At 63.7% G+C, this 25,034-nt stretch carries 25 protein-coding genes and 1 riboswitch; of the genes, 7 read left to right on the top strand and 18 right to left on the bottom strand.

The window, feature by feature from the left end; genetic code table 11:
* The 5 genes from D2N39_RS08765 to D2N39_RS08745 are packed head-to-tail and all read left to right on the top strand — an operon-like array spanning position 1 to position 3,010.
* On the top strand, positions 1 to 333 hold the full coding sequence (locus tag D2N39_RS08765) for a Na+/H+ antiporter subunit C (RefSeq protein WP_054302662.1): 333 nt from the start codon (positions 1 to 3) through the stop codon (positions 331 to 333).
* Positions 333 to 1,838 carry a monovalent cation/H+ antiporter subunit D gene (locus tag D2N39_RS08760; protein WP_119134413.1) on the top strand — a complete coding sequence of 502 codons (1,506 nt, stop codon included), beginning with the start codon at positions 333 to 335 and terminating at the stop codon, positions 1,836 to 1,838. Before D2N39_RS08765 ends, D2N39_RS08760 begins: the two co-directional genes overlap by 1 nt.
* Before the next feature lies 1 nt (position 1,839).
* Positions 1,840 to 2,331 carry a Na+/H+ antiporter subunit E gene (locus tag D2N39_RS08755; RefSeq protein WP_119134412.1) on the top strand — a complete coding sequence of 164 codons (492 nt, stop codon included), beginning with the start codon at positions 1,840 to 1,842 and terminating at the stop codon, positions 2,329 to 2,331.
* Positions 2,328 to 2,597: a K+/H+ antiporter subunit F gene (locus D2N39_RS08750; RefSeq protein ID WP_119134411.1), complete on the top strand. Its 270-nt coding sequence runs from the start codon at positions 2,328 to 2,330 to the stop codon at positions 2,595 to 2,597. The genes D2N39_RS08755 and D2N39_RS08750 overlap by 4 nt, the downstream gene beginning before the upstream one ends.
* An 11-nt stretch (positions 2,598 to 2,608) precedes the next feature.
* Positions 2,609 to 3,010, top strand: a complete 402-nt coding sequence (locus D2N39_RS08745; protein WP_119134410.1) for a Na+/H+ antiporter subunit G — start codon at positions 2,609 to 2,611, stop codon at positions 3,008 to 3,010.
* A gap of 3 nt (positions 3,011 to 3,013) precedes the next feature.
* Here the strand turns inward: D2N39_RS08745 and D2N39_RS08740 are convergent, their stop codons facing one another.
* The 5 genes from D2N39_RS08740 to D2N39_RS08720 all read right to left on the bottom strand — a co-directional run bounded on the left by D2N39_RS08740 (position 3,014) and on the right by D2N39_RS08720 (position 7,206).
* On the bottom strand, positions 3,014 to 3,250 hold the full coding sequence (locus D2N39_RS08740) for an Lrp/AsnC ligand binding domain-containing protein (RefSeq protein WP_119134409.1): 237 nt from the start codon (positions 3,248 to 3,250) through the stop codon (positions 3,014 to 3,016).
* 89 nt (positions 3,251 to 3,339) lie between these two features.
* Positions 3,340 to 4,866 carry an ATP-dependent DNA helicase gene (locus D2N39_RS08735; protein ID WP_119134675.1) on the bottom strand — a complete coding sequence of 509 codons (1,527 nt, stop codon included), beginning with the start codon at positions 4,864 to 4,866 and terminating at the stop codon, positions 3,340 to 3,342.
* Between the two features lie 43 nt (positions 4,867 to 4,909).
* Positions 4,910 to 5,101 carry a hypothetical protein gene (locus D2N39_RS08730; RefSeq protein WP_119134408.1) on the bottom strand — a complete coding sequence of 64 codons (192 nt, stop codon included), beginning with the start codon at positions 5,099 to 5,101 and terminating at the stop codon, positions 4,910 to 4,912.
* A 157-nt stretch (positions 5,102 to 5,258) separates the two neighbouring features.
* Positions 5,259 to 6,551, bottom strand: coding sequence for a crotonyl-CoA carboxylase/reductase (gene ccrA / locus D2N39_RS08725; RefSeq protein ID WP_119134407.1), 1,293 nt, complete (start codon positions 6,549 to 6,551; stop codon positions 5,259 to 5,261).
* A 214-nt stretch (positions 6,552 to 6,765) separates the two neighbouring features.
* Positions 6,766 to 7,206 carry a hypothetical protein gene (locus tag D2N39_RS08720; protein WP_119134406.1) on the bottom strand — a complete coding sequence of 147 codons (441 nt, stop codon included), beginning with the start codon at positions 7,204 to 7,206 and terminating at the stop codon, positions 6,766 to 6,768.
* 159 nt (positions 7,207 to 7,365) lie between these two features.
* Here D2N39_RS08720 and D2N39_RS08715 point away from each other — a divergent pair, with 159 nt between their 5' ends.
* Complete coding sequence (locus D2N39_RS08715; protein ID WP_119134405.1) at positions 7,366 to 8,274, top strand: alpha/beta hydrolase; 909 nt, start codon at positions 7,366 to 7,368, stop codon at positions 8,272 to 8,274.
* On the opposite strand, the gene D2N39_RS08710 is transcribed toward D2N39_RS08715, so the two are convergent.
* The 7 genes from D2N39_RS08710 to D2N39_RS08680 form a co-directional block, all read right to left on the bottom strand.
* The gene (locus D2N39_RS08710; protein WP_119134404.1) at positions 8,271 to 9,101 is read right to left on the bottom strand and encodes an alkaline phosphatase family protein; all 831 of its coding nucleotides are present in this window, start codon (positions 9,099 to 9,101) and stop codon (positions 8,271 to 8,273) included. The genes D2N39_RS08715 and D2N39_RS08710 overlap by 4 nt on opposite strands.
* A gap of 106 nt (positions 9,102 to 9,207) precedes the next feature.
* Positions 9,208 to 10,845: an ABC transporter ATP-binding protein gene (locus D2N39_RS08705; protein WP_119134403.1), complete on the bottom strand. Its 1,638-nt coding sequence runs from the start codon at positions 10,843 to 10,845 to the stop codon at positions 9,208 to 9,210.
* A complete protein-coding gene (locus D2N39_RS08700) occupies positions 10,838 to 11,656 on the bottom strand; it encodes an ABC transporter permease (RefSeq protein ID WP_119134402.1) in 819 nt (272 codons plus the stop codon). The genes D2N39_RS08705 and D2N39_RS08700 overlap by 8 nt, the downstream gene beginning before the upstream one ends.
* Positions 11,653 to 12,612, bottom strand: a complete 960-nt coding sequence (locus D2N39_RS08695) for an ABC transporter permease (RefSeq protein ID WP_119134401.1) — start codon at positions 12,610 to 12,612, stop codon at positions 11,653 to 11,655. The genes D2N39_RS08700 and D2N39_RS08695 overlap by 4 nt, the downstream gene beginning before the upstream one ends.
* 3 nt (positions 12,613 to 12,615) lie before the next feature.
* Positions 12,616 to 14,202, bottom strand: coding sequence for an ABC transporter substrate-binding protein (locus tag D2N39_RS08690; RefSeq protein WP_119134400.1), 1,587 nt, complete (start codon positions 14,200 to 14,202; stop codon positions 12,616 to 12,618).
* A 100-nt stretch (positions 14,203 to 14,302) separates the two neighbouring features.
* On the bottom strand, positions 14,303 to 16,309 hold the full coding sequence (locus D2N39_RS08685; RefSeq protein WP_119134399.1) for a CocE/NonD family hydrolase: 2,007 nt from the start codon (positions 16,307 to 16,309) through the stop codon (positions 14,303 to 14,305).
* Between the two features lie 86 nt (positions 16,310 to 16,395).
* Complete coding sequence (locus D2N39_RS08680) at positions 16,396 to 17,280, bottom strand: LysR substrate-binding domain-containing protein (RefSeq protein WP_119134398.1); 885 nt, start codon at positions 17,278 to 17,280, stop codon at positions 16,396 to 16,398.
* A gap of 92 nt (positions 17,281 to 17,372) precedes the next feature.
* Between D2N39_RS08680 and betC the strand changes: the two genes are divergently transcribed.
* Positions 17,373 to 18,881 (top strand): choline-sulfatase, encoded by a 1,509-nt coding sequence (gene betC / locus D2N39_RS08675; RefSeq protein ID WP_119134674.1) that lies wholly within the window; start codon positions 17,373 to 17,375, stop codon positions 18,879 to 18,881.
* 245 nt (positions 18,882 to 19,126) lie between these two features.
* Here betC and metK read toward each other — a convergent pair whose 3' ends face one another.
* From metK to D2N39_RS08645, 6 genes are all read right to left on the bottom strand, one after another.
* Positions 19,127 to 20,293: a methionine adenosyltransferase gene (gene metK, locus D2N39_RS08670; RefSeq protein ID WP_119134397.1), complete on the bottom strand. Its 1,167-nt coding sequence runs from the start codon at positions 20,291 to 20,293 to the stop codon at positions 19,127 to 19,129.
* 7 nt (positions 20,294 to 20,300) lie between these two features.
* A riboswitch (SAM-SAH riboswitch) is annotated at positions 20,301 to 20,349 on the bottom strand.
* A 35-nt stretch (positions 20,350 to 20,384) separates the two neighbouring features.
* Positions 20,385 to 21,851, bottom strand: a complete 1,467-nt coding sequence (gene lnt / locus D2N39_RS08665) for an apolipoprotein N-acyltransferase (protein ID WP_119134396.1) — start codon at positions 21,849 to 21,851, stop codon at positions 20,385 to 20,387.
* Positions 21,851 to 22,768: a transporter associated domain-containing protein gene (locus D2N39_RS08660; protein ID WP_119134395.1), complete on the bottom strand. Its 918-nt coding sequence runs from the start codon at positions 22,766 to 22,768 to the stop codon at positions 21,851 to 21,853. Before D2N39_RS08660 ends, lnt begins: the two co-directional genes overlap by 1 nt.
* 40 nt (positions 22,769 to 22,808) lie before the next feature.
* A complete protein-coding gene (gene ybeY / locus D2N39_RS08655; RefSeq protein ID WP_119134394.1) occupies positions 22,809 to 23,312 on the bottom strand; it encodes an rRNA maturation RNase YbeY in 504 nt (167 codons plus the stop codon).
* A 105-nt stretch (positions 23,313 to 23,417) separates the two neighbouring features.
* Positions 23,418 to 24,434: a PhoH family protein gene (locus D2N39_RS08650; RefSeq protein ID WP_407645542.1), complete on the bottom strand. Its 1,017-nt coding sequence runs from the start codon at positions 24,432 to 24,434 to the stop codon at positions 23,418 to 23,420.
* 236 nt (positions 24,435 to 24,670) lie between these two features.
* Positions 24,671 to 25,030, bottom strand: a complete 360-nt coding sequence (locus tag D2N39_RS08645; protein WP_147373461.1) for a hypothetical protein — start codon at positions 25,028 to 25,030, stop codon at positions 24,671 to 24,673.
* Between the last annotated feature and the right edge of the window lie 4 nt (positions 25,031 to 25,034).

Here is a 25,034-nt window from a genome sequence, read left to right as displayed (position 1 = left end):
ATGGAAATCCTTGTCGCCTCCGCCGTGGGCCTGATGACCGCCGTGGGCATCTATCTGATCCTGCGCCTGCGCAGCTTCCCCGTCATCGTGGGGCTGGCGCTGCTGTCCTATGCCTGCAATGCCTTCATCTTTGCTTCGGGCCGCATCGTGACCGGGCTGCCGCCGATCCTGTCGAAAACCGCCGCGGGCTACACCGATCCGCTGCCGCAGGCGCTGGTGCTGACCGCCATCGTGATCTCGTTCGGCATGACTGCGGTGATCGTGATGATGGCGCTGGGGGCTTTCCTCGAATCCGGCGACGACCGCATCGACCTCGCGGAGGATGACAAGTGATGCACCACTGGATCATCGTTCCGGTTGTCCTGCCCGCGATCATGGGCGCCTTCACCCTGCTGGTGCTGCGCACCACGCTGGATCTGGCGCGGGTGTTTTCCACCGCCGCCACTGTGGCGCTGCTGGGCGTGTCGGTCATGCTGCTGCATGGCGCCACCGTGAACGGCCCCGAGGTTTACTTCCTTGGCGACTGGCCCGCGCCCTTCGGCATCGTGCTGGTGCTGGACCGGCTTTCGGCGCTGATGGTGGTGCTGACTGCCTTCCTTGCGCTGGTCGTGCAGCTTTATGCCATCGGCACCGGCTGGGATCGCAATGGCCGCCACTTCCACGCGCTCTGGCAGTTTCAGCTGATGGGCGTCTGTGGCGCCTTCCTGACCGGCGACGCCTTCAACCTTTTCGTGTTCTTCGAGGTGCTGCTGATCGCCAGTTACGGGCTGATGATCCACGGCGGTGGCCGTGACCGGCTGAAGGCCGGGGTGCAGTATGTGGCCTATAACCTGCTCGGTTCCACCCTGTTCCTGTTTGCCCTTGCCACGATCTATTCGGTGACCGGCACGCTGAACATGGCCGACCTTGCGGCAAAACTGCCGGGCCTGCCGGAGGGCGACTTCGCGTTGATCCGTGCGGCTGGTGTGATGCTGCTGATGGTCTTTGCCATCAAGGGTGCGCTGGTGCCGCTGCATTTCTGGCTGCCCGCCACCTATGCCGAGGCGCCGGGCCCGGTCGCCGCACTGTTTGCTGTGATGACCAAGGTCGGCGCCTATGCGGTGATCCGCTGCTATACCCTGTTCTTCCCGGAAGACCTGCCCGCAACCGGCCTGCTGTTCGCCGACCTGCTGCTGCCCGCCGCGCTGATCACGCTGTTCGTCGGCGCCTTCGGCGTGATGGGTGCGCGCAATCTGGGGCGGGTCGCGGCCTTTGCCGCCATCACCTCGATGGGCACCTTGTTCACCGCCGTCGCGCAATTCACCCCCGAGGCGACGGCTGCCGCGCTTTACTATGCCGTGCATTCGACGCTGGCAGGCGGCGCGCTGTTCCTGATTGCCGATCTGGTGATCAGCCGCCGCGGCACCGGTACGCTGACCGAGGCGCTGCCCCCCCTGCCCCAGAACGGCTTGCTGGCCGCGTTCTTCATGGCCTCGGCCATCGCCACCGCCGGGATGCCGCCGCTTTCGGGCTTCCTTGGCAAGCTGCTGATCCTCGACGCCACCCGGGGGCCGGACATGGCGATCGTCTGGGGCGCGATCCTGATGAGTTCCTTCCTTGTGATCCTCGGCTTCAGCCGCGCGGGTTCCACCTTGTTCTGGAAATCGCAGGGCACGCCCGGCGACCTGCCGACGCATCCTGCACAACCGCTGGCCTTTGCCGCCGTGGGCGGGCTGCTGGCGGCACTCGCCGTCTGGACCATCGCCGCCGGCCCCGCGACCGGCTGGCTGGAACAGACCGCCCGCATGCTGCACGACCCCGACGCCTATATCGCCGCCAACAAACTGGGAGCGGAGTAAGATGTTGCGCAAATTCCTGCCGCACCCCGGCCTCTCGGCCCTGCTGATCCTGACCTGGCTGCTGCTGGTCAATGACTTCAAATGGGGCAGCCTCGTCTTTGCCGCGATCCTGTCGGTTGCCATCCCGCTGCTGACCGCGCCTTACTGGCCCGACCGGCCCATGGTGAAGAACTGGCTTGCCGCCGCCGAATTCATGCTGATCGTGATCTATGACATTGTGAAGTCGAACATCACCGTCGCGCTGATCGTGCTGTTCAAGCCGAAGTCGCAGATCCAACCGCTGTGGGTGACCGTGCCGCTGGACCTGCGCACGCCCGAGGCAATCACGGTTCTGGCCGGTACCATCACCATGACGCCCGGCACCGTCACCGCCGATATGTCGGCCGATGGCCGCGCGCTTCTGGTGCATTGTCTTGACGCCACCGATGCAGATGCCATCCGCGATGACATCAAGTCGCGTTACGAGACACGGTTGATGAGGATTTTCGAATGATCGCAGCCGCCCTCACCTTCGCTTTCGCCTGCTACGGCATTGGTGTTCTGATCTGCCTGTGGCGTGTGATCTTCGCGCCTTCGATCCCCGACCGCGTGCTGGCGCTGGATACGATGGTCGTGAACATGATCGCGCTGATCGTGATCTACGGCATTTCGATCGGCACCGGGCTGTATTTCGAGGCTGCCATGCTTTTCGCCATGACCGGCTTTGTGTCTTCCGTCGCCTATGCGAAGTTCATCCTGCGCGGCGACATCATCGAATGAGGGGCTGACAGATGTTTGCGGAAATTCTTGTCGCGGCCCTGCTGGTCATTTCAGGTGTGTTTGCCCTTGTCGGCAGCTATGGTCTGATCAAGCTGCCCGATCTGATGACCCGGCTGCATGCGCCGACCAAGGCGTCTACGCTGGGCGTTGGTGGCGCATTGATCGCCTCGATGCTGCATGCAATTGTCTGGCGCAACGAGGTGAGCTGGCACGAACTGCTGATCACGCTGTTCCTGTTCCTCACTGCGCCGATCACCGCGAATTTCATCGCCAAGGCGCATATGGCTGACAAGCTGAAATCTGGTGATCTGCCCCCTACCGGCACCGACCGCGACTGGGCGACGCTGGACCTGAGCGAAGAGCCGGTCCAGCCGGTGATGACCCCGCCGGGGCAACCGGGGCGGCCTTCCTGATCCTCAGAACGCCTTGAAGGTCATCGTCGTCAGCGTGCGCATGATGCCCGGAATGTCGAACAGACGTTCCGACAGATAATGGCCCACATCCTCGCCCTCGGGGATGTAAACCTTTGCGATCAGATCATATTCGCCCGAAGTCGAATAAAGCTCGCTCACCACCTCGCGGTCGTAGATGGCGGTGGCGACGCTGTAGGTCTGGCCGGGGGTGCAGCGGAACTGGACGAAAACGCAGGTCATGAAGGGCTCCTTTCAGCGCGAGACTAGCGCGGGGGACGGGCAAAAGTCTTGCAAGACTTTTGCAAATTTCTTGATCAAGAAATTTGCGCTCAGCTCTCCGGGCGGAGGCTGAGCGGCGCGGCCGACTGGCCGCGAAGATCATCGACCCCAAGCGGGGCCTGCGGGCGGCCAAGGCGGTTGCGCACCACCCAGTGCAGCCGTTTTTCGGCACGGGTGATCGCCACATAGGCCAGCCGTTTCCACAGCGGAATGCCCGCCTCGGTGCGCCCGGCCTGCGCCGCCGCCCAAAGGTCGGGGGCAAAGACCTGCACCTCGGGCCATTGCGACCCCTGCGCCTTGTGGATGGTCACCGCCGCACCATGCAGAAAGGTCGCACCCATGGTGGCGGCCTGCGGGATGAAGGGTTCTTCCTCATCCGGCTTCTCGATCTTGATGATCGAGGCGGCGGACAGTTGCGGTTCCTCCGCGCCGATGACATGTAGCCGGGCAAAGCCCGACCGCGTGCCGGGGCCAAGATAGATCACCTGCGCGCCCTTGATCAGGCCCCGCGCCTCCAGATCAATGCGTTTCTTGCGGTGTTTCAAGGGCAGTTCGATGCCGTCGCAGATCAGTGGTTCGCCGGGCAGAAGTGCATCTTCCGGCGCGCCATGCACGGCGCGGAACGCGTTGATGAGACGGATGCGCGTCGCATTGCGCCAGACCAGCACCGGGCTGCGCGCCATCATCTCGCTGTCCACACGTTCCGCCCAGATCACGCGGTCATCGCTGCGGGCGGCGTTTTCAACCATGCGCTCGAACTCTTCGAAGCGCAGATCGGGGTCTGCCAGCGCATGTGCCAGATCGAGGATCGGGTTGCCCTCGGCTTGCCGGTGAATACGGCTGAGCATCAGCTTCGCATGCTCGCCCAGCGTGTCGAACACCATCTGGCCGCTTTGCCCCACCGGGGCAAGCTGCGCCGGATCACCGAACAGCACCAGCGAAGGGAAGATCTCGCGCAGGTCATCGAATTGCCGGTCGTCGAGCATCGAGCTTTCGTCGATGAACCCCACGTCCAGCGGCTCTTCCCGCCGTTTCCAACCCTTGATGAAATCGGACCCGCGCAAACCCGCCGCCGCAAGCGCGCCAGGGATTGAGGCGACCTGATCGTAGAACGCCTTCGCCCGGTCCAGCGCCTGTTCGGTCAGGCCCTCGACTTCCGGCCGTTTGGCATTTCCCGCCAGCCATTCGGCGATCAATTCGTATTGCGGGTCATAGACCGGAGTATAGAGGATACGGTGGATCGTCGTCGCCGGAACGCCACGCATCCGCAGCACCGAAGCGGCCTTGTTTGTCGGCGCCAGAATTGCCAGCGTGCGGCGGTCCTTGCGCTTTTTGCCTTCATAATCGCCCGAGACAATATCCACCCCGGCATCCTGCAAGGCCTTGTAAAGATTGGCCAGCAGCATGGTCTTGCCCGAACCGGCCTTGCCGATCACTGCCAGAACGGTGTTCTTGCCCTCGACTGGCGGGGTCAGTGTGCCGTCCGCGATGTCGATCCCCATGCCGCGCAGCCGTTCGGCCACGCGGTCCCAGGCTTCGGCCTGATCGTCGGAAAACTGAAGTGCGGGTTTCTGCATGCGGCGGACCATAGACCAGCCGCACCGCAATGGCGAGAGGGCGTCAGTTTGGCCTGCCACCGCCATTTGCCATGGCACGGCCGCGCGCTTCGTCGCCGTTTTCCGCAAGGGCCGAAATCTCGGCTTCGGCCACCTGTTGCGCTGTGTGAATCTGTGCCGCAAGGGCAGGCAGGCCGTTGGTCAGCGCGAAATTGTGCAGGTCTTCCAGGACATCGAAAATCCAGTCATCACGCATGGAACCCCCAAGTCCTGAACTTACGCTGAATCGGGAACAATCCCCAACCCAACGTGACATTATCGCCAGAGTGGTCAATAGAATGTCACCAAGGACCGGCCTGCAAAGCAAAACGCCGCCCGATGGGGCGGCGTTTGCCTTGTCTGTGACAGCCGGATCAGCGTTCGCGGCTGGCTTCCAGCGTATCCTCGAAAGTGCGCAGGCCGGTGCGCGGCGCCTGCACAAGCACAGCCATGTTGCCCGGCTTGTGCTGGTTGCGCAGCATGAGCGTATGGGCCTTCGGGATTTCGGCCCAGGGAAAGACCTCGGACATGCAGGGGTCCAGACGGCGCTCGCACATCAGGCGGTTGGCGGCGGCGGCCTGTTTCAGATGGGCAAAGTGGCTGCCTTGCAGGCGCTTCTGGTGCATCCACATATACCGCACGTCGAAGGTGCAGTTGAAGCCAGAGGTGCCGGCGCAGATCACGACCATGCCGCCCTTCTTCACCACCAGCGTCGACACCGGGAAGGTGCTTTCACCGGGATGTTCGAACACCATGTCGACGCTGACACCCTTGCCGGTGATGTCCCAGATGGCCTTGCCAAACTTGCGGGCCTCTTTCAGCCATTCGTTATATTCGGGGCTGTTGACGGTGGGCAGTTGCCCCCAGCACTTGAAGTCCTTGCGGTTGATCACGCCCTTGGCGCCAAGGCCCATGACGAAATCGCGCTTGTCCTCGTCCGAGATGACGCCGATCGCATTGGCGCCCGCGGCATTGGCCAGCTGGATCGCATAAGACCCCAGACCGCCCGAGGCGCCCCAGACCAGCACGTTCTGGCCGGGTTTCAGTTCGTGCGGGTGGTGGCCGAACAGCATCCGGTAGGCGGTGGCCAGCGTCAGCGTGTAGCAGGCGGATTCTTCCCAGGTAAGGTGCTTCGGGCGCGGCATCAGCTGCTGGGCCTGAACACGGGTGAACTGCGCGAAGGAACCATCATGCGTCTCGTAGCCCCAGATCCGCTGGGTGGGCGAGAACATCGGATCGCCGCCGTTGCATTCCTCGTCGTCACCATCGTCCTGGTTGCAGTGGATCACCACCTCATCGCCCACTTTCCAGCGGGTCACGCGGTCGCCGACCGCCCAGACAATGCCCGAGGCATCGGAGCCAGCGATGTGATAGGGTTGCTTGTGGCCGTCGAAGGGCGAGATCGGCACGCCGAGACCGGCCCAGACGCCGTTGTAGTTCACCCCGGCAGCCATCACGAGAACCAGCACCTCATGGCTGTCCAATTCCCAGGTCGGCACGACCTCAAGCTGCATCGCCTGCTCGGGCTCGCCATGACGCTCGCGGCGGATGGCCCAAGCATACATGTTCTTCGGAACATGGCCGAGCGGTGGCATTTCACCAATCTCATACAGATCTTTTTTCGGCGCGTCATAAGCGGCGATCGCGGATTGCGTATCCAGTGCCATCGGGGCCTCCTGCCAGAATGATGCCGCGCCGCAGAATCGGCGCGGGTCTGGGCACAGAAATACATTCGACGCGCAACTTTGCAACAACAATAAAGTAGGAGTTGTAATTTTATGTCCGCCGCGTCGCAGCGTTACCGTATAAGCTGTGACATAGACCCGAATAGCAAAAGGCGTGCCAGAAAGGCACGCCCGGTCGTCAGAAACGGTCTTGCAATCAGGCCGCGCGCCAGATCATGCGTTCGCGCAGGGCATGTTCAAAGCCGACGCGCAGCGATACCGCCGAAACCGGCGCGCGCAGCAGGATCGGCTCCAGCCGGTCTTCGGGGAAGCTCTGGCCGCCCTTCACCTCGGACGACAACAGGATCGCGGGAAGCCGCAGCCCACTGCCCCGCAGCAGCGACAGGGCGCGTTGGCCCGCCTCCAGCCCGCCGAAGAAATCGCAATCCATCATGACCATCCCGTAACCCGAGGGATCGTCAAGCAGTGCCGCCATGGCGGCAAACAGTTCGTGCTGTTCCTCGACCAAGCCGCCGAAACCGGCGACACGGCGGGTGATCTCTTCCGTCCGGTTCGCGCCCGGATCCGCCAGCAACAAGACCCGGACCCCCCAACCGACGAGGGCGGCGTCTTCTTCCATCGGACGAAACATCTGCATGGCAAACCTCACGGACTGGGCTTCGATCATCCTGTTGCTACAGGCGGAATATGGCGGATTTGAGGGGAAAGGATGTTCTATCCTCCCCGGACCGGCGCCTCTGGCAGGGGCGCGGCCGGTCTGCTTTCATGCGGTCAAGGCAGTGTGCAGGGAATCATCATGGCACCGAGCGATTACCAGAAGCTTATCGACGGCCCCACCTGGGCCTTCATCCGCGAAACGGAACGCTGGTATCCCCCGGATGCCGTGGGCCTGACCATCGAAGGCCAGCGCGAGGTCTATGACCGGATGTGCGCCGCCTTTCGCCAGCCGCGCCCCGAAGGCTTGACGGTTGAGGATCGCGCCATGGGCGGCGTGCCCTGCCGGATCTACACGCCGAACGGCGCGCGACAGACCATGATGTATTTCCACGGCGGCGGGTTCGTCGTCGGCGGACTCGACAGTCACGATGACGTTTGTGCCGAAATGGCGTTTGCCACCGGCTTTCGCGTGGTCAGTGCCGATTACCGGCTGTGCCCGGAACACGTGCATCCGGCGGCTTTTGACGATTGTCTCGCCGCAACGCGGGCGACGGCCGCGGATTATGGCGGGGCACTGATCCTTGCGGGTGATTCGGCGGGGGGCGCGCTGGCGGCATCGGTTGCGCACGCGCTGCGCGGGGAACTGGCTCTGAAGGGGATGTTGCTGATCTATCCGGGCCTTGGCGGCGACCGGACGACAGGCAGCTACCAGACCCATGCCGAGGCGCCGATGCTGACGCTTGCGGATACGGAATATTACGAAAAGATCCGCCACGGTGGCACGCCGCCCTCAGCCGACCCCACCGCCTCGGCCCTGCGCGACACAGATTTCAGCGGCCTGCCGCCGGTGGTGGCGTTCGCCGCAGAATGCGATCCGCTGGCCGATGACCCGTTCACCTATGCCGCGAAAGTGCGCGCCGCCGGTGGCGAGGCCGAGGCCCTGCTGGATGACGGGCTGGTGCATGGCTGGCTGCGCGGACGCCACAGCGTTCCGCGTGCCCGCGCGGCTTTCGACCGGATACTGGCGCGTCTCAAGGCACTGGCTTAACGCAGAAAGAGCGGCCCGGTCATGCTGTCCGGCACCGCCACCCCCAGTCGGCTCAGGATCGTCGGCGCCAGCGAAAGCTGATCCAGCAGCACATCCGGTGCTGGCCCCTCGGCCGCGCCGAAGTAATAAAGCGCGAAGTCGCGCTGGTCATCCGCCGCGCCACCGTGATGGCCGCGCATGTCCTGCCCGTGATCGGCAGTCACGATGACCTCATACCCCGCATCCAGCCAGCGTTGCAGGAAGGGCGCAAGCTGCGCATCCAGCGCATAACAGGCGTGATCCATCTCGTGGCAGGCATGGCCAAAACGGTGGCCCATGCTGTCAAGCGTGCAGGTGTGCAGCATGCCGTAGTCGATACCGTGGCGTTCACACAGCCTGGTCAGCGTGGCGAAAAGATCGTGGTCGGCGGGCGTGGTCTGGTTGATCAGGTTGTAGCCATACATCGTGTGGAAGCGGCCATGGCTGATCGGGCCATCGGGTTCGTCATATTCCACATCGCGCACGGCATCGAAGGGCGCGCGGTTGAAGAATTCCGACCAGAAGCTGTGCGCCACGGCCCCGGTTTTCAGCCCGGCGCGATGCGATTCGGAAAAGATGTCGGGGTGGTCGAGTCGCCGAACCGCCTCGTTCCCCCAGACACGGGTGATTTGCGGCGGCAGGCCGGTGTGGATCGAGGCATAACAGGTAGCCGAGGTCGAGGGCAGGACCGAGCGCATCTTCCACACCCGCGCGTCGCCGCGCGCGACCCAACCTTCCAGGTTGCCGAATAGCCTGCGCCAGTTGGCATAGGGCACGCCGTCGATGAGGATGAGAAGCAGCTTGGGCATCGGGTCGCTCCATCCCGGCGGGGCCGCCCGGCGATGCGGGCGGATGCCTCCGGCGGGGATATTTGGGCCAAGATGAAGGGGCAAGGTCGCGCCCTGCCCCGCCTGTTCAGTTGCCGGCGCCTTCCATCTTGCGATGGTCGAGCACCTGTTCCAGCCAACCGAGCTTCATTTCCGGCACCGAGGACAAGAGCAGATCGGTGTAATCATCGAAGGGCGGCGCCAGCACATCGGATTTCGGCCCGTAGCGCTGCACCTTGCCCTTGAACATCACCGCGATGCGGTCGGCGATGGCGCGGACGGTCGCAAGGTCATGGGTGATGAACAGGTAAGCCACGCCCTCCTGCGCCTGAAGCTCCAGCAGGAGTTTCAGGATGCCGTCGGCCACCAGCGGATCAAGCGCCGAGGTCACCTCGTCGCAGATGATCAGCTTCGGCTTTGCCGCCAGGGCGCGGGCGATGCAGACGCGCTGCTTCTGGCCACCGGAAAGCTCGGCCGGGTAACGGTCTGCAAAGCCCTTGCCCATCTCGATCTGGTCAAGCAATTCCTGCACGCGCTTGCGTTTCTCGGCGCCGCGCAGGCCGAAATAGAACTCCAGCGGGCGGCCGATGATGGTTTCCACTGTCTGCCGCGGGTTCATCGCCACATCGGCCATCTGGTAGATCATCTGCAATTCGCGCAGATCATTGCGTGATCGACCCGACAGATCGGGTGAAAGATCACGCCCGTCAAAGGTAATCCGGCCCTGCGCGGCGGGCAGAAGCCCGGTGATCACCCGCGCCAGCGTCGATTTGCCGGAGCCGCTTTCGCCGACAATGGCCAGAGTCTGCCCCGGCGGCAGATCGACGGTCACGTTCTTCAGCACATCGAAATGCGTGCCCTTGTAGCGCGCGGTGACGTTCTGGACGCTGAGCACCGGCGCGACATCGGGGTTTTTCTCGGCGTGGTCGATGGAACGGACCGAGACCAGAGCACGAGTATAGTCCTCTTGCGGGGCCTCGATGATCTGCTGGCAGGTGCCGTATTCGACAGTCTTGCCATGGCGCAGCACCATGATGTGATCGGAGACCTGCGCCACCACCGCAAGGTCATGTGTGATGTAAAGCGCGCCGACCCCGGTTTCGTGGATCGCCCGCTTGATCGCCGCCAGCACATCGATCTGGGTCGTCACGTCCAGCGCCGTGGTCGGTTCGTCGAAGATCACCAGATCCGGCTTCGGGCACAGCGCCATCGCCGTCATCACCCGCTGCAACTGCCCGCCAGACACCTGATGCGGGAAACGCTTGCCGATGGTTTCGGGGTTGGGCAGGCCAAGCTGGCGGAACAGATCGACGGCGCGGGCCTCAGCCTCGGCGCGGCCCATCATGCCGCGCGCCAACGTGGTTTCGATCACCTGTTCCATCAGCGGTTTCGCCGGGTTGAAGGCGGCGGCGGCGGATTGGGCGACATAGGTCACCTCTTTGCCGCGCAGGGCGCGCAGCCCCCCCGCCCCGCCCTTGAGGATGTCGCGGCCGTTCAGCCAGACCTCGCCCCCGGTGATACGGACCCCGCCCCGGCCATAGGCCATGGACGACAGCCCGATGGTGGATTTGCCAGCGCCGCTTTCGCCGATCAGGCCCAGCACCTTGCCCTTTTCCAGCGTGAAGGACACGCCATGCACCAGAGTCACGTCTTTGGGCGGCTCGCCCGGCGGATAGCTGGTCGCCTCGATCACGAGGCCGCGCACGTCAAGAAGCGTCTCAGGCACCGCGGCCTCCTTTCAGGCTGGAAGTGCGGTTCAGCACCCAGTCGGCCACGAGGTTCACCGAAATCGCCAGCGTCGCAATTGCGAAGGCCGGGATCAGCGCCGCGGGAATGCCGTAGACGATGCCCTCCTTGTTTTCCTTCACGATGCCGCCCCAATCCGCCATCGGCGGCTGAACGCCAAGGCCGAGGAACGAGAGGGTCGAGATGAACAGCACGGCAAAGATGAAGCGCAGCCCCATTTCGGCGACCAGCGGCGACAGCGCATTGGGCAGGATCTCGCGGAAGATGATCCAGCCCTGTTTCTCGCCCCGCAGGCGCGCGGCCTCGACGTAGTCCATAACGGCGATGTCCACCGCCACGGCGCGGGCCAGACGGAACACCCGCGTGCTGTCGAGGATCCCCATGACGAGGATCAGCACCGGGATGGTGACCGGCATGACCGACAGCACCACCAGCGCCGAGATCAGCGAGGGGATGGACATCATCAGGTCAACCAGACGCGACAGCACCTGATCGACCCAGCCGCCCTTGACCGCCGCGAAGAAGCCCAGAATCGAGCCCATGCCGAAGGACAGCAGCGTCGCGCAGGTGGCGATGAAGATCGTGGTGCGCCCGCCCCAGATCATCCGGGACATCAGGTCACGCCCGATGGAATCGGTGCCCAGCCAGAACTGGCTCGACGAGGGTTCCCAACTGTCGCCGACGATTTCGGCCATGCCGTAAGGGGCAATCCAGGGGGCGAGCAATGCGGCGGCGAAGTAGGCGCCGGTGAAGACGAGGCCGATCAGCGCGGCCAGGGGCAGTCGCGTCATTTCGGGTGCCTCAGTCGCGGATTTGCAAGGATGGAAACGAGGTCGGCAATCAGGTTCAGCCCGATATAGACCCCGGCGAAGACAAGCCCGCAGGCCTGTACCACCGGCACGTCACGTTTGGAAACGTGATCGACCAGATATTGCCCCATGCCGGGATAGACGAAGACCACCTCGACCACCACAACGCCCACCACCAGATAGGCGAGGTTGATCATCACCACGTTGACCACCGGCGCGACGGCATTGGGAAGGGCATGGCGCGCGATGATGGCGAAGGGACGCAGCCCCTTCAACTCGGCCGTTTCGATATAGGCCGATTGCATCACGTTCAGGATGGCGGCGCGGGTCATCCGCATCATGTGGCCCAGCACGGCCAGCACCAGCACGATCACCGGCAGGCCGATGGCGTAAAGCCGGTCGCCGAAGCCCATTCCATCATAGACGGTCGAGAGCGAGGGCAGCAGCCGGTATTGCACTGCAAGGAAGAAGATCACGATATATCCCAGCAGGAACTCGGGCACCGAAATGGTGGCGAGCGTCACCGCCGAAATCAGCTTGTCGGGCCAGCGGTTGCGATAGCGCACCGACACCAGCCCCAGAATGATGGCCAAGGGCACCGCGATGACAGCGGCGCAGGCGGCAAGGAACAATGTGTTCAGCAGGCGTTTGCCAAGCGCGGGCGCGATAGGCTGGCCATTGGTCAGCGCATTGCCAAGATCGCCATGCAACACCCCGCCGAGCCACGAAAAATAGCGCGTCAGCGCCGGTTCGTTCAGCCCCAGTTCCTGACGCAGGTTGGCCAGCGTCTCAGGCGTGGCCGACTGACCGAGGATCGATTGCGCGACATCGCCGGGCAGAATCTGCGTTCCCACGAAAATCAGCACCGAAGCTGCAAGCAGCAACAGGAGGCCCAGCGCAATGCGCTGGGCAACCAGTTTGATCACCGGATGGACCATCGGTTACGCGAACCAGGTCTTGGCGGTGGCGAAGCCGTTCATAAGTTCAAGGTTGGAATCCTCGATCCAGCCGGCGACGGCTTCGGCGTGGGCGTCGATGAAATCATTGAACATCGGGCAGATCACGCCGCCCTGCTCCCACAGGATATGCGCGCATTTGCTGTAGATTTCCTTGCGCTTTTCCTGATCGGTTTCCGCGCGGCCCGCCAGAACCAGATCGTCAAACTCCTTGTTGAAGAACTTGGTGTCGTTCCAGTCGGCGGTCGAAAGGTAAGCCGTGGAATACATCTGGTCCTGCACCGGGCGGCCGCCCCAATAGCTTGCGCAGAAGGGTTTGACGTTCCACACATCCGACCAGTAGCCGTCATCCGGCACACGCTTGATTTCCAGCGGGATGCCCGCCTGTTTCGCCGTCGCCTGGAACAGCGCCGCGGCATCCACTGCTCCGGGGAAAGCGCCGTCGGCCACGATCAGCTCGATCGGGCTGCCGTCATGGCCGGAAGCCTTGTAATGCTCTGCCGCCTTCTCGATGGAAAACTCGCGCTGCGGCAGGCTTTCGTCGAACAGCGGATAGGATTTGTTGATCGGGATGTCGTTGCCGACCGAACCGTAGCCGTCGAGGATCTTGTCCACCATCTCCTGCCGGTTGATCGCATATTTCAGCGCCAAACGCAGGTCATTGTTGTCGAAGGGCGCGGTGTTGCAGTGCATGATGAACACATAATGCCCACGGCCCGAGGCATTGGTGACCACCACCCCCGGCGCCCGCGACAGAAGCTTCGCCACCTTCGGATCGACCCGGTTGATCATATGCACCTGCCCCGATTGCAGCGCGGCGGTGCGGGCGGTGGTGTCGTTGATCACGAGGAACTCGACGCTGTCATAGTGACCGCGGGTCGTATCCCAGTCATCGGCATTCTTTTCAAAGACATAGCGGACCCCCGGCTCGGCAGAGGCGATCTTGTAGGGGCCGGTGCCAATGCCTTTGTTCGGGTCATCCACGCCACCACCCGGCTGCACCACAAGGTGATAATCGGCCAGCAGATAGGGAAGGTCGGCATTGCCCGAGGTCATGGTCATCACGACATTGTCGCCATCGACCTTGATGTCGGAAATGCCCTGCATGATGCCATAGGCGCCGGATTTGGCATTCTGGTCAGAATGGCGCTTGAAGGTCGCGGCCACGTCCTCGGGCGTCATCTCGCTGCCGTCATGGAACTTCACGCCCTTGCGGATCTTGAAGGTCCAGACCGTCGAATCCTCATTGCTTTCAAAGCTTTCGGCCAGACGCGGCTCGACCGACATGTCGGGTGCGACATTGACGATCGTATCGCCCCACTGGCGGTTGACGTTGAACGACACCGGCCCATCGGCCAGACCCGGATCAATGGCATCGGTGCTTTCGCCGCCGCCCAGACCCAGCTTGAGAACGCCGCCCTTCTTGGGCTCGTCCGCACGCGCCGCGCCGGGCAGCAGCGAGGTGCCAAGCGCGGCAGTCAGGCCGAAGGCCGCCGTGCGCCCAAGGAAGGCGCGGCGGTTCAGCCCGCCGTTGTCGATAAGCTCGATCAGCTTGGCGAGATCGTCTTTCATTTAGGGACTCCCTGACAGTCTTGTTGTGTTTTCCCGAGCATGATGCACAAGGCGGCCCGGCGTAAATTGTTTTCTGACCTGAAAACCTGTCGGTTTTGTATCAGAGGTGGTCGCGTTTGACAAATTCACGGAAATCGCGGGCGAAGACCTCTGCCTCCCCCTCCCAGGCTTGCAACCTGGCGGTGAACACAAGATGCCCGCTTTCCGAGGTCAGATTCGTCTCGGCAAGGGTGCGAACCGACCATTCGCCGCGTGACAGGCGCTGTTCATAGGTGATGGCCACACGCGCGGACAACGGATCGTCGGGATGAATGGTCCAGACCTCGCGCATCGTATCGCCGCTGATCAGCCCGTGATCGAGGTTTTCGGCATCGCCGCTGTCCTCTGCCACCACAAGCGACACCTCGCCGGTGATCAGATCGCGCTCGATCCTCCGGGCGGCGCTGCCTTCGCGCAGCACCCGGTGGCGCCATGCAGGTGCGGCTTCCGGTGGGGGCGGCGTCCATTCGTCGCCGGTGCTGCCGGAATGACGCGGCAGTTCAAGGCTGCCCTCCTGCAAGGTCAGTGTCGCCGCCTCGGCCGACGGCCAGGCGAAAGGCCAATAGGTCGTCGAAAGCGCCAGCCGCAGCCGGTGGCCGGGGGCAAGCCGATAGCCCATCTCGTCCAGCGCCAGTTCGATGCCGAAAGCCTCGCCCACCGGCACCGGCGTCGGGTTTTCCATGCTGTCGCGGTGGCGCAGGTTCAACATGCCGTGGCAGATACGAACCGAGCTTCCATCGGGCGCCACATCGCACAGCCGGGCGAAGATCTGGGCGAAGGGCTTGTCACAGGTCAGCCGCAACCGCAGCACCGCGCGGCCCAGAAGATCCATCCCCCCGGCCAGCGGCGCGCTGTCAAAGCAGACCGACATCGCATCATCCTCGCGCTGGTCACCGGGCATTTCGGCATTCAGCCCCATCGGGAAATATTCGCCGGTATGCAGGCCCAGATGCTGCGGCGTGTTCACCCCCACATCCAGCGGCTCCCCCTCGCCGCCCAGACGCCCCGGCGCCAGAGGCCAGACCTCGGGCGTGACGCGCGGGCTGGGCCATGCGGTTTCCGTCACCCAATGGCCTTTGCGAAAGGCGGGCGCGGCCGAAGGCTGTTCGGAATGCAGCATATAGGCCCGATAGGCCGGATCGGCCTCCGCCCCGTTTGCAATTCCCTTCAGCCAGCGATCCCACCAGCGGATCGCCACTTGCAGGAAACCGATCTGCGGCCCCGGCACGGCGGTATGCGGGTATTGATGCACCCAGGGCCCCATCAGCCCCTGCACCAGCGACTGCTGCTTGCCCATCAGATGCCCGACGGTATTCATGTAATTGTCGGCCCATCCACCCACGCTCAGCACCGGCACCTGAATGGCAGCCCAGTCCTCACAGACCGAGCCATGCTGCCAATAGGCATCGCGGTTTTGGTGGCTGGCCCAGCGTGGGGCAAGATAGGGCTCGGCCTCCAACCGCCGCAGCCAGTCGGCCCGCCAGTCAGGCCGCAACGCCGGGTCGGCAGGACGCGAGCTGAAGGACAGCATCACAGCCCCCCAGCCCGGATTTTCGCCCAGCATGCAGCCGCCCTTGAAATGCACGTCATCGGCAAAGCGATCGGTGGTAGAGCAGACCGAGATCACCGCTTTCAGCGCAGCTGGCCGCAGATAGGCGGTTTGCAGGCAGTTGAACCCACCCCAGCTTTTGCCCATCATCCCGACCGCACCGCTGCACCAGGGCTGTTCCGCCAGCCAGGCGATGACGGCAAGCGCATCATCCATTTCCTGCTGCGTGTATTCGTCGGTCATCAGCCCTTCGCTGTCGCCGTTGCCGCGCATGTCCACCCGGACCGACGCATAGCCATGGCCTGCGACATGGGGGTGCATCAACTCGTCTCGCGGCAAGGTTCCGTCGCGCTTGCGATAGGGGATGTATTCCAGCACCGCCGGAACCGGCTGCGCCTCCGATCCGGCGGGTCGCCAGATCCGCGCCGAAAGCCGGGTGCCATCGGGCATGACAATCCCGACATCAGGATCGTCGATCAGCTTGTGCGGAAATTCCGAAACGGTGGTGAGCGCGGTCATGGCAACTCCGGGGTCTGTTGGGTGCTGCGGCAGGCTGATCCTGACAGCCCGCCGCGTCATGCCGAAATTCGACATTATTTTGTCGCTTATGAACCATGCCTTACTTCCGAACGCAACCAATCTGCCAAAGCGGCCTGAGCCGCCGTGGCAGCCCCACGCGTTTCCACCCAATAACCGCTCTCTGCCCGCAGGATCTCGGGCCCCAGTGGCGCCAGCGCACCGGAGGCCAGATGCGGCGCGATCAGGGGCAGCCACCCCAGCGCCACCCCCTGCCCTGCCAACGCGGCCTGCACAACGAAATCATAGGTATTCATGCCCAATTCGCCACTCCGGCGTGGTCGGGCGATCCCCTGATCGGCAAACCAGCCTGCCCAGGTGAACCAGCGCGCCTCCGCCGGTGCATCCAGATGCAGCAACACTGCCTGCGCCAACAGCGCGGGTGTATCCAGCGGCCCCTGCGCATCCAGAAACTCCGGCGCGCAAACAGGAACCACCCGTTCCGGCATCAGCAGCCACGCCCCTTCAGCCAGATCCCCCTGCTGCGCAAAGCGGATCGCCACCTCCCCCACCTGCGGCGCGCGGTTTTCCTGCGAGGCGGTGATCTGCACCTCGATCCCCGGATGCAGGCTGCGAAACCGCGCCAGACGGGGCATCAGCCACAACCCTGCAAAGCCAAAATCGGTGAGGATGCGCAGCGCGGGCGCCCGCGCCAGCCCCGACACCTCGGCCAGCGCGGCGTCGATCTGCGCCAGCGCCGGCAGCAGAGCGCGCAACAGCACGTCCCCTGCCGGGGTCGGCAGACAGCCGCCCCGCCCCCGCGTGAACAGCGCCACGCCCAGATGATCTTCCGCCCGGCGCAGCTGATAGCTGATCGCCGGCTGGCTGAGCCCCAGCGCCGCCCCGGCCCGCGTCAAAGACCCGTGCCGCGCCACCGCCTCGATCACCCGAAGGGCTGCCGGGTCAAGTTGCATAAATCATCTTTATGCAAAACATCGAAAACTCCTGTCTTTCTTGTTCACAACATATGGTGTTTCAATATGAACGGAAGCAAAAGGCGCAGATCATGGCGGACAGGCCCAATATTCTTATCCTGATGGTCGATCAGCTGACGGGAACGCTGTTCCCGGATGGCCCCGCCGACTGGCTGCATGCACCCAACCTGAAACGGCTGGCCGAAGGCGCAGTCCGCTTCACCAATGCCTATACCGCCTCGCCGCTCTGCGCCCCGGCGCGGGCCAGTTTCATGTCCGGGCAACTGCCACGCCGGACACGGGTTTACGACAATGCGGCCGAGTTCACCTCGGACATCCCGACCTTCGCCCATCATCTGCGCCGCGCCGGATACCAGACAGCCCTTTCCGGCAAGATGCACTTCGTCGGCCCCGACCAGCTTCATGGGTTCGAACAACGCCTGACAACCGACATCTACCCCGCCGATTTCGGCTGGACCCCGGATTACCGCAAACCGGACGAGCGGATCGACTGGTGGTATCACAATCTCGGCTCGGTCACCGGGGCAGGCGTGGCCGAGATCACCAACCAGCTGGAATATGACGACGACGTGTGTTTCCAGGCGGTGCAGAAGCTTTACGACCTGTCCCGCGGCCTGGATGCCCGCCCCTGGACGCTGTGCGCCAGCTTCACCCACCCGCATGATCCTTTCGTCGCGCGTCGCAAATACTGGGATCTCTATAACGACTGCCAGCACCTCGATCCGCCCGAGGCGATCCCCTACGAGGACATGGACCCCCATTCGCAGCGCCTGATGGATGCCTGCGACTGGCGCGGGCTGGAAGTTACGCCCGACCATATCCGCCGCGCCCGGCAGGGCTACTTCGCCAATATCTCTTACGTCGATGACAAGATCGGCGAAATTCTCGCGGCATTGGAGGCGACGCGGCAAGAGGCGATCATCGTCTTCGTCTCGGATCACGGCGAGATGCTGGGCCGCCGCGGTCTGTGGTTCAAGATGAACTTCTTCGAAGGCGCGGCCCGCGTGCCCCTGATGATCGCCGCTCCCGGACTGGCCCCCGGCCGGGTGGAAACCCCGGTCTGCACCATCGACGTGACCCCCACACTCTGCGATCTGGCGGGCATCTCGATGGACGAGGTCATGCCCTGGACCGACGGCGAAAGCCTCGTGCCGCTGGCGAAAGGCTTCGACCGCACCAGTCCCGTAGCGATGGAATATGCCGCCGAGGGCAGCATCACACCGCTGGTCGCGCTGCGCGAAGGCCGCTGGAAATATGTGCGCTGCCTCGCAGACCCCGAAATGCTGTTCGACCTCGATACCGATGTCGAGGAACGCATCAACCTCGCACAAGACCCGGCACATGCCGAAACCCTCGCCCATTTCCGCGCCATGGCCGACACCCGCTGGGATCTGAAACGCTACGACGCCGAGGTCCGCGAAAGTCAGGCCCGCCGCTGGGTGGTCTATGAAGCCCTGCGCAACGGCAGCTATTTCCCCTGGGATTACCAACCTCTGCGCGCAGCGTCGGAACGCTACATGCGCAACCATATGGACCTGAATGTGCTGGAAGAAAGCAAACGCTTCCCACGTGGGGAATGACTCTTCTTATATAGCGCGCCTGCGGCGCAAGCCTTTCGTCTCGGCCCCGGCTGCGCCGGTGGCCTCGGACGTGCCTCCGGCGGGAGTATTTGGACAAGAAGCAAGGCGGCTTTGCTTCTTGCATAAATACTCACCTGTCACCGGTTCAGAAAAGCAAAGGCCCGACCCTTGCGACCGGGCCGAGCCTTGCGTGGCAACGCCTTCGACGGGGGCTCGATGCCCCCGGTGAAGGCCCCGTTTTTGGGTCAGATCGCCTTTTTCAGCGCCTCGACCAGATCGGTCTTTTCCCAGCTGAAGCCGCCATCCGCGTCGGGCGCGCGGCCGAAATGGCCATAGGCTGCCGTGCGGGCGTAGATCGGGCGGTTCAGTTGCAGCGCCTCGCGGATGCCGCGCGGGGTCAGGTCCATGACCTCTGCCACAGCTTTTTCGATCACGGCCTCATCCACCTGGCCGGTGCCATGGGTATCGACATAAATCGACAGCGGTTTCGCCACGCCGATGGCATAGCTGACCTGAAGCGTGCAGCGGTCGGCGAGACCCGCAGCCACGACGTTCTTCGCCAGATAGCGGGCGGCATAGGCCGCAGAACGGTCCACCTTGGTCGGGTCTTTGCCCGAAAATGCGCCGCCGCCATGCGGGGCCGCGCCGCCGTAGGTATCGACGATGATCTTGCGCCCGGTCAGGCCCGCGTCACCATCCGGCCCGCCGATCACGAAAGTCCCGGTCGGGTTGACCCACCATTCGGTTTTCTCGGTGATCCAGCCCGAGGGCAGCACTTCCCGGATATAGGGTTCGACAATCGCGCGAATGTCGTCCGAGGTCTGGCTTTCGCTTTCATGCTGGGTCGAGAGCACGATCGAGGTCACTTCGACCGGCTTGCCCCCCTCGTAGCGCAGCGAGAGTTGCGATTTGGCATCGGGGCGCAGCGTCGGTTCCTGCCCGGATTTGCGCACCTCGGCCAGCCGGCGCAGGATGGCATGGGCGTATTGAATCGGCGCCGGCATCAGTTCCGGCGTTTCGCGACAGGCATAGCCGAACATGATGCCCTGATCGCCCGCGCCGTCGCGGTCCACGCCCTGCGCGATATGGGCCGACTGCTTGTGCAGGTGGTTTTTCACCTTCAGCGTGGCCCAGTGAAATTCGTCCTGTTCGTAGCCGATGTCCTTGACGCAATCGCGGACAATCTGTTCGACACCGTCCAGCATCTCTTTCAATTTTTTGCGGTCGGACAGGCCGACTTCGCCGCCGACGACGACGCGATTGGTGGTGGCGAAGGTTTCGCAGGCCACGCGTGCATTCGGCTCTTCGGTCAGGAAGGCATCCAGAACCGCATCGGAAATCCGGTCGCACACCTTGTCGGGGTGCCCCTCGGAAACCGATTCCGAGGTAAAGACGTAATCAAGTCTGCTCATGGGGAAGTGCTCCGTTGATATATCCCCGTCACGCCAGGAAGCCGTTGTGACGGTTCGATGACCCCGGAGTTATGCCCCGACCGCCCCACAGTCAAGCGGAAGGGTGTGAACGGTGTAACAGCAGCGCGAGGCCGAGCCCGCCCAGCAACAGAAGGAAGGGCAGTGCGCCGTAGCGTGCAAAAAGTGTAGGCGGCAAGGCGGCCGGAAGCGCCGCATCCAGATAGCCGGGGCTGCCGAACCGCAGTTCGGCGGTGACCCGGCCCTTCGCATCCACCATCTGCGTCACGCCGGTGTTGGCCACACGCACCAGCGGCAATCCCTGTTCCACAGCCCGCAGCCGGGCCTGCGCGGCATGTTGAAACGGGCCAGTCAGCGTGCCGAACCAGGCGTCATTGGTGATCTGCAACAACCAGCCGGGACGTTCGGGGGCGGCATTCACCTCGGCAGGAAAGACCGCCTCATAGCAGATCAGGGGCAACGCCTTGCCAAGCCGCCCAAGGTCGAGCACGCGCGGCCCCGGCCCGGCGGCATAGCCATAGCCCTGCCGCGCCGCGAACGCCGAGATGCCAAAAAGCCGCCACGCCAGATCGCCAAAGGGTAGGTATTCGCCAAAGGGCACCAGATGCGCCTTGTCGTAAATGGCGATCTGATAGCCATCCGGGCCCAGCACTGCGAGGCTGTTATAGGCCGCGGCGCCCTCCACCCGCTGCACACCCATGGCAACCGGCACGCCGCGCGCAGCCTCGGCCACGCCCTGCGCCGCATCGCCGCCGGCATCATAAAGGTAGGGCAGCGCGGTTTCCGGCCAGATCACCAGATCGGGGCGCGGCTCTGCTGCCGTGTAGCCGGTTTGCAGCCGGTAAAGCCGTTCGGCCTGTGACGGATCCCATTTCAGGCTTTGCTCGGCAGCCGGTTGCACCAGCCGGAAGGTCAGACCTGGCGCCACCGGGTCAGGCTGCGCCAGTCGCCAGGCACCGCCGCCCCAGACCGCGACCAGAGCCAGCGCCGCCAGCGCGGCCCCCCAGCCCCCCACCATGACCGGCAGCGCCGCCAGAACCAGCGTCAGCAGCGTCAGGCCGTCCGCCCCGAACAGCGCAGCCAGTTGCGCAACTGGCGTGTCGATCCAGATATGCCCCGGCTGCGCCCAGGGAAAGCCGGTGAACACCACGCCACGCAGCGCCTCGGCCGTCGTGAGGCACAGGGCGAAAGCAAAGGCGCGACGGCCGAGGTTAGGGGTCAGCCGGGCCGAGACCGCTGCTGCCGCGCCCCAGAACAGCGCAAGTCCGCCAGCCATCAGCACCAGAGCGAAGGGCGCCATCCAGCCATAGGTTTCGGGTTCCACGAAGAAGGGCTGCACGATCCAGTTGAGCGCGGCAGCAAAATAGCCGGTTCCCGCCGCCCACCCGCGCAAGGCAGGGCGCCCCGCTACAACCTGCCAGATGATTGCCGCAAAAGCGGGCAAGGCAACATGCCACGCGCCGAATGGCGCCTGACCCGCAGCGGCCAGCACACCAAGCCCGAAAGCGGGCGCAAGGTCACGCCAGCGCGGCAAGCCCATCAGGCACCGTCAACCGGAGCCGGAACCTCGGGCAGACGCAGGCGCAGGCGCTTGATGCGGCGGGGGTCGGCATCAACCACCTCGAACTGCACCCCGGTTTCATGGGTCACGATCTCGCCCCGTGCGGGAACCCGGCCGGTGCGCAGGAAGACCAGACCGCCCAGCGTGTCGATCTCGCCATCGTCCTCGCCGGTGCGCAGACCCATGCCGATCTCGGCCTCCACCTCGTCCAGCGGCGCGGTGGATTGCATCAGCCAGACGCCGGGCTTTTCCTGTTTCCACAGCGTGCCCTCGGCCTCGTCATGTTCATCCTCGATCTCGCCGATAACGGTTTCGATCAGGTCTTCAATGGTCACCAGACCGTCCACGCCGCCGTATTCGTCGATCACCAACGCCATATGGACGCGCTCTTTCTGCATCTTCTGCAACAGAACATGCAGCGGCATCGAGGGCGGCGCATAAAGGATCGGCCGCAGGAGTTTCTTCAGGCTGAACCGCCCGCCCGCGCCAAAGCCGTGCTGGAGCGCCATATCCTTCAGCATCACCAGACCCTGCGGATGGTCCAGCGTGCCCTTGTAGACCGGCAGCCGCGAAAAGCCTTGTTGGCGAAACACCTCGACCAGTTCATCCTTGCCGATGTCCAGCGGCACCGCCGCGATTTCGACTTTCGGAATGGCCACGTCATCGACGCGCAGCTTGCGCAGGTTTGCAAGACCGGGAAGCTGCACCGGCGCAGGATTCGTCGTCATCGCGGGGCCGTCAGGCTCTGCCGCGTCCTGCGGCGAAAAGGCCGAAAGCAGCCTACCGAAAAAGCCTTTCTGGGCAGGATCGGGCCGAGACTCGCCCTCTTCGCCGGATGATCCCTCGGAAGGTGCCTGCTGCGGCACCGCGGTCGATCCTTCGTAACTACTGCCCATCTGTCCTTTTACCCGAATATCCCGCGTCGCAGCGCCCATCCTAATATGGGTCTGCAATGCCAAGCGAGGCAAGTATCTGCCGCTCGGTCTCTTCCATCAAATCCGCATCATCATCGTCGATGTGATCATAACCCAGCAGGTGCAGCACCGCATGAACCAGCAGATGCGTGACATGATCATGAATGTCCTTGCCCTGCTCGGCGGCTTCGCGGGTGCAGGTTTCATAGGCAATGGCAATATCGCCCAACGAGGCCGGTTCTTCCACCGTTCCCGGTTCGGGCCGCTCCGGCGCCTCACCCGCGAATTCGCTGCCGCGTTCTTCGGAAGGCCAGCTGAGCACATTGGTGGGCTTTGCCTTGTCGCGGAACTCGCCGTTCAGACCGGCGATACGGGCATCATCGCAGCCCATGACCACAAGGCCGAACAGATCCGGCGCCAGCCCGAGATGCGTCAGCGTTGCGCTGGCCGCACGACCGGCCGCAACCTCCAGCCCGAAGGCCGACCAACGCTCATCCTCGATCACGATTTCGACGCATGCACTCATGCGCGCCTCATAGGGCCACGGCGGGCAATGCGCAAACGGCTTTCATCCCGTGTGACGGGCCCTGTGGCGGGAAAGCCCGATCCGGCAAACCGGATCGGGAATCGTTCAGCCCTGCCCCTCTTCGCGGTCATAGGCTTCGATGATCCGCGCCACCAGCGGATGCCGCACCACATCCTTTGCGGTGAAGTAGTTGAAGCTGACGCCTTTCACCCCTTTCAGGATGCGTTCGGCGTCCTGCAAACCCGAAGCCACGCCGCGCGGCAGATCGACCTGCGTGCGGTCGCCGGTGATCACCATGCGCGAGCCTTCGCCCAAGCGGGTGAGGAACATCTTCATCTGCATGGTGGTGGCGTTCTGCGCCTCGTCCAGCACCACAAAGGCGTTGGAGAGGGTGCGCCCGCGCATAAAGGCCAGCGGCGCAATCTCGATCCGCTTTTCCTCCATCAACTTCTGAACCTGCTTGGCCGGAAGGAAGTCATTCAGCGCGTCATAAAGCGGCTGCATGTAGGGATCGACCTTTTCCTTCATATCGCCCGGCAGGAAGCCAAGGCGTTCGCCCGCTTCCACCGCCGGACGGGAGAGGATGATCTTTTCCACCGCGCCTGAGATGAACATGGTCACGCCGACAGCGACCGCCAGGTAAGTCTTGCCGGTGCCCGCCGGGCCGATGCCGAAGCCCAGTTCATTGGCGAACAGATTGGCGACATAGGCTTTCTGCGCCTCGGTGCGCGGCTCGATCGGCTTCTTGCGGGTGCGCAACTCGATCGAACCCGCTCCGAACATCTCGATCTGTTCGGAGCCTTCGCGCGGGGTTTCGGGCATCGGTCGCCCCATGCGGATGGCCCCTTCGATGTCGCCCGCCGTCACACCACGACCGGCTTCCAGACGCGCATACAGCGACTGAAGCACCGCCGCCGCCTGTTCCCTTGCGCCCTTTTCCCCGATCACGGCCAGCCGGTTGCCACGTCGGAGGATATGCACCCCCACTTCATGTTCGATCTGCGCCAGATTGCGGTCATATTCGCCACACAGATCGATCAGCAGCCGATTGTCGGGAAATTCCAGAGCCATTTCAACGACATCTTCGGCACGGGGCGGGGGGGTCAGCGCGCTGATGCCCAAATCATCATCCTTTGCGGTTCGAGGGCTTCCTGATTCAAAATCTGCGCCTCGAAGGTCACGGAAACAAGACAAAGCTGTTCAAACTTTCACCACCTGCCCGCAAAATTGCAGATGTTGCACATTTCCGCCACACCACCCCTAGGGATTGTAGGTCCCGCGACGAAAAATGTAGCAACCGACAAACGAAAAGGGCCGCGGCGTAGCGCGGCCCTTCCGACATGCGATTTCTGACGGGATCAGTTCCGGCGGCCTGCGGAAGGCACATAATCGCGCAAGCCCGCATCCGGGGTCTGGTAGTTGCGAACCACCGTGCCCGGCGGATAGTGGTTGTTGCAGATCGGAAGACCCGAAACCGGGTCGAAACGGCGCCCCGAATACCCCTCGACGCCGTCGTCGATGATCCAGCCTTGGCAACCGTCGGGGTCATAGGCAATGGCCCCGCCCCCCGGCGCCAGCGCGACATTGTCGCGGCCACGGTCGGCATTGGTGGCGATCACGGTATCGGGGCTCTGGCGATAGGGGGTCACCCCTTCGACACAACCGGCGAGCGTGGTGATGGCAAGAAGGGCAAGGCCCGGAACGATAAGTTTGGTCATCCTG

The organism is Gemmobacter lutimaris (genome assembly GCF_003570715.1).
Classification (GTDB): domain Bacteria; phylum Pseudomonadota; class Alphaproteobacteria; order Rhodobacterales; family Rhodobacteraceae; genus Gemmobacter; species Gemmobacter lutimaris.
The sequence above is the reverse complement of the archived record's forward strand: the minus strand, read 5'-3'. Positions and strand labels throughout refer to the sequence as shown.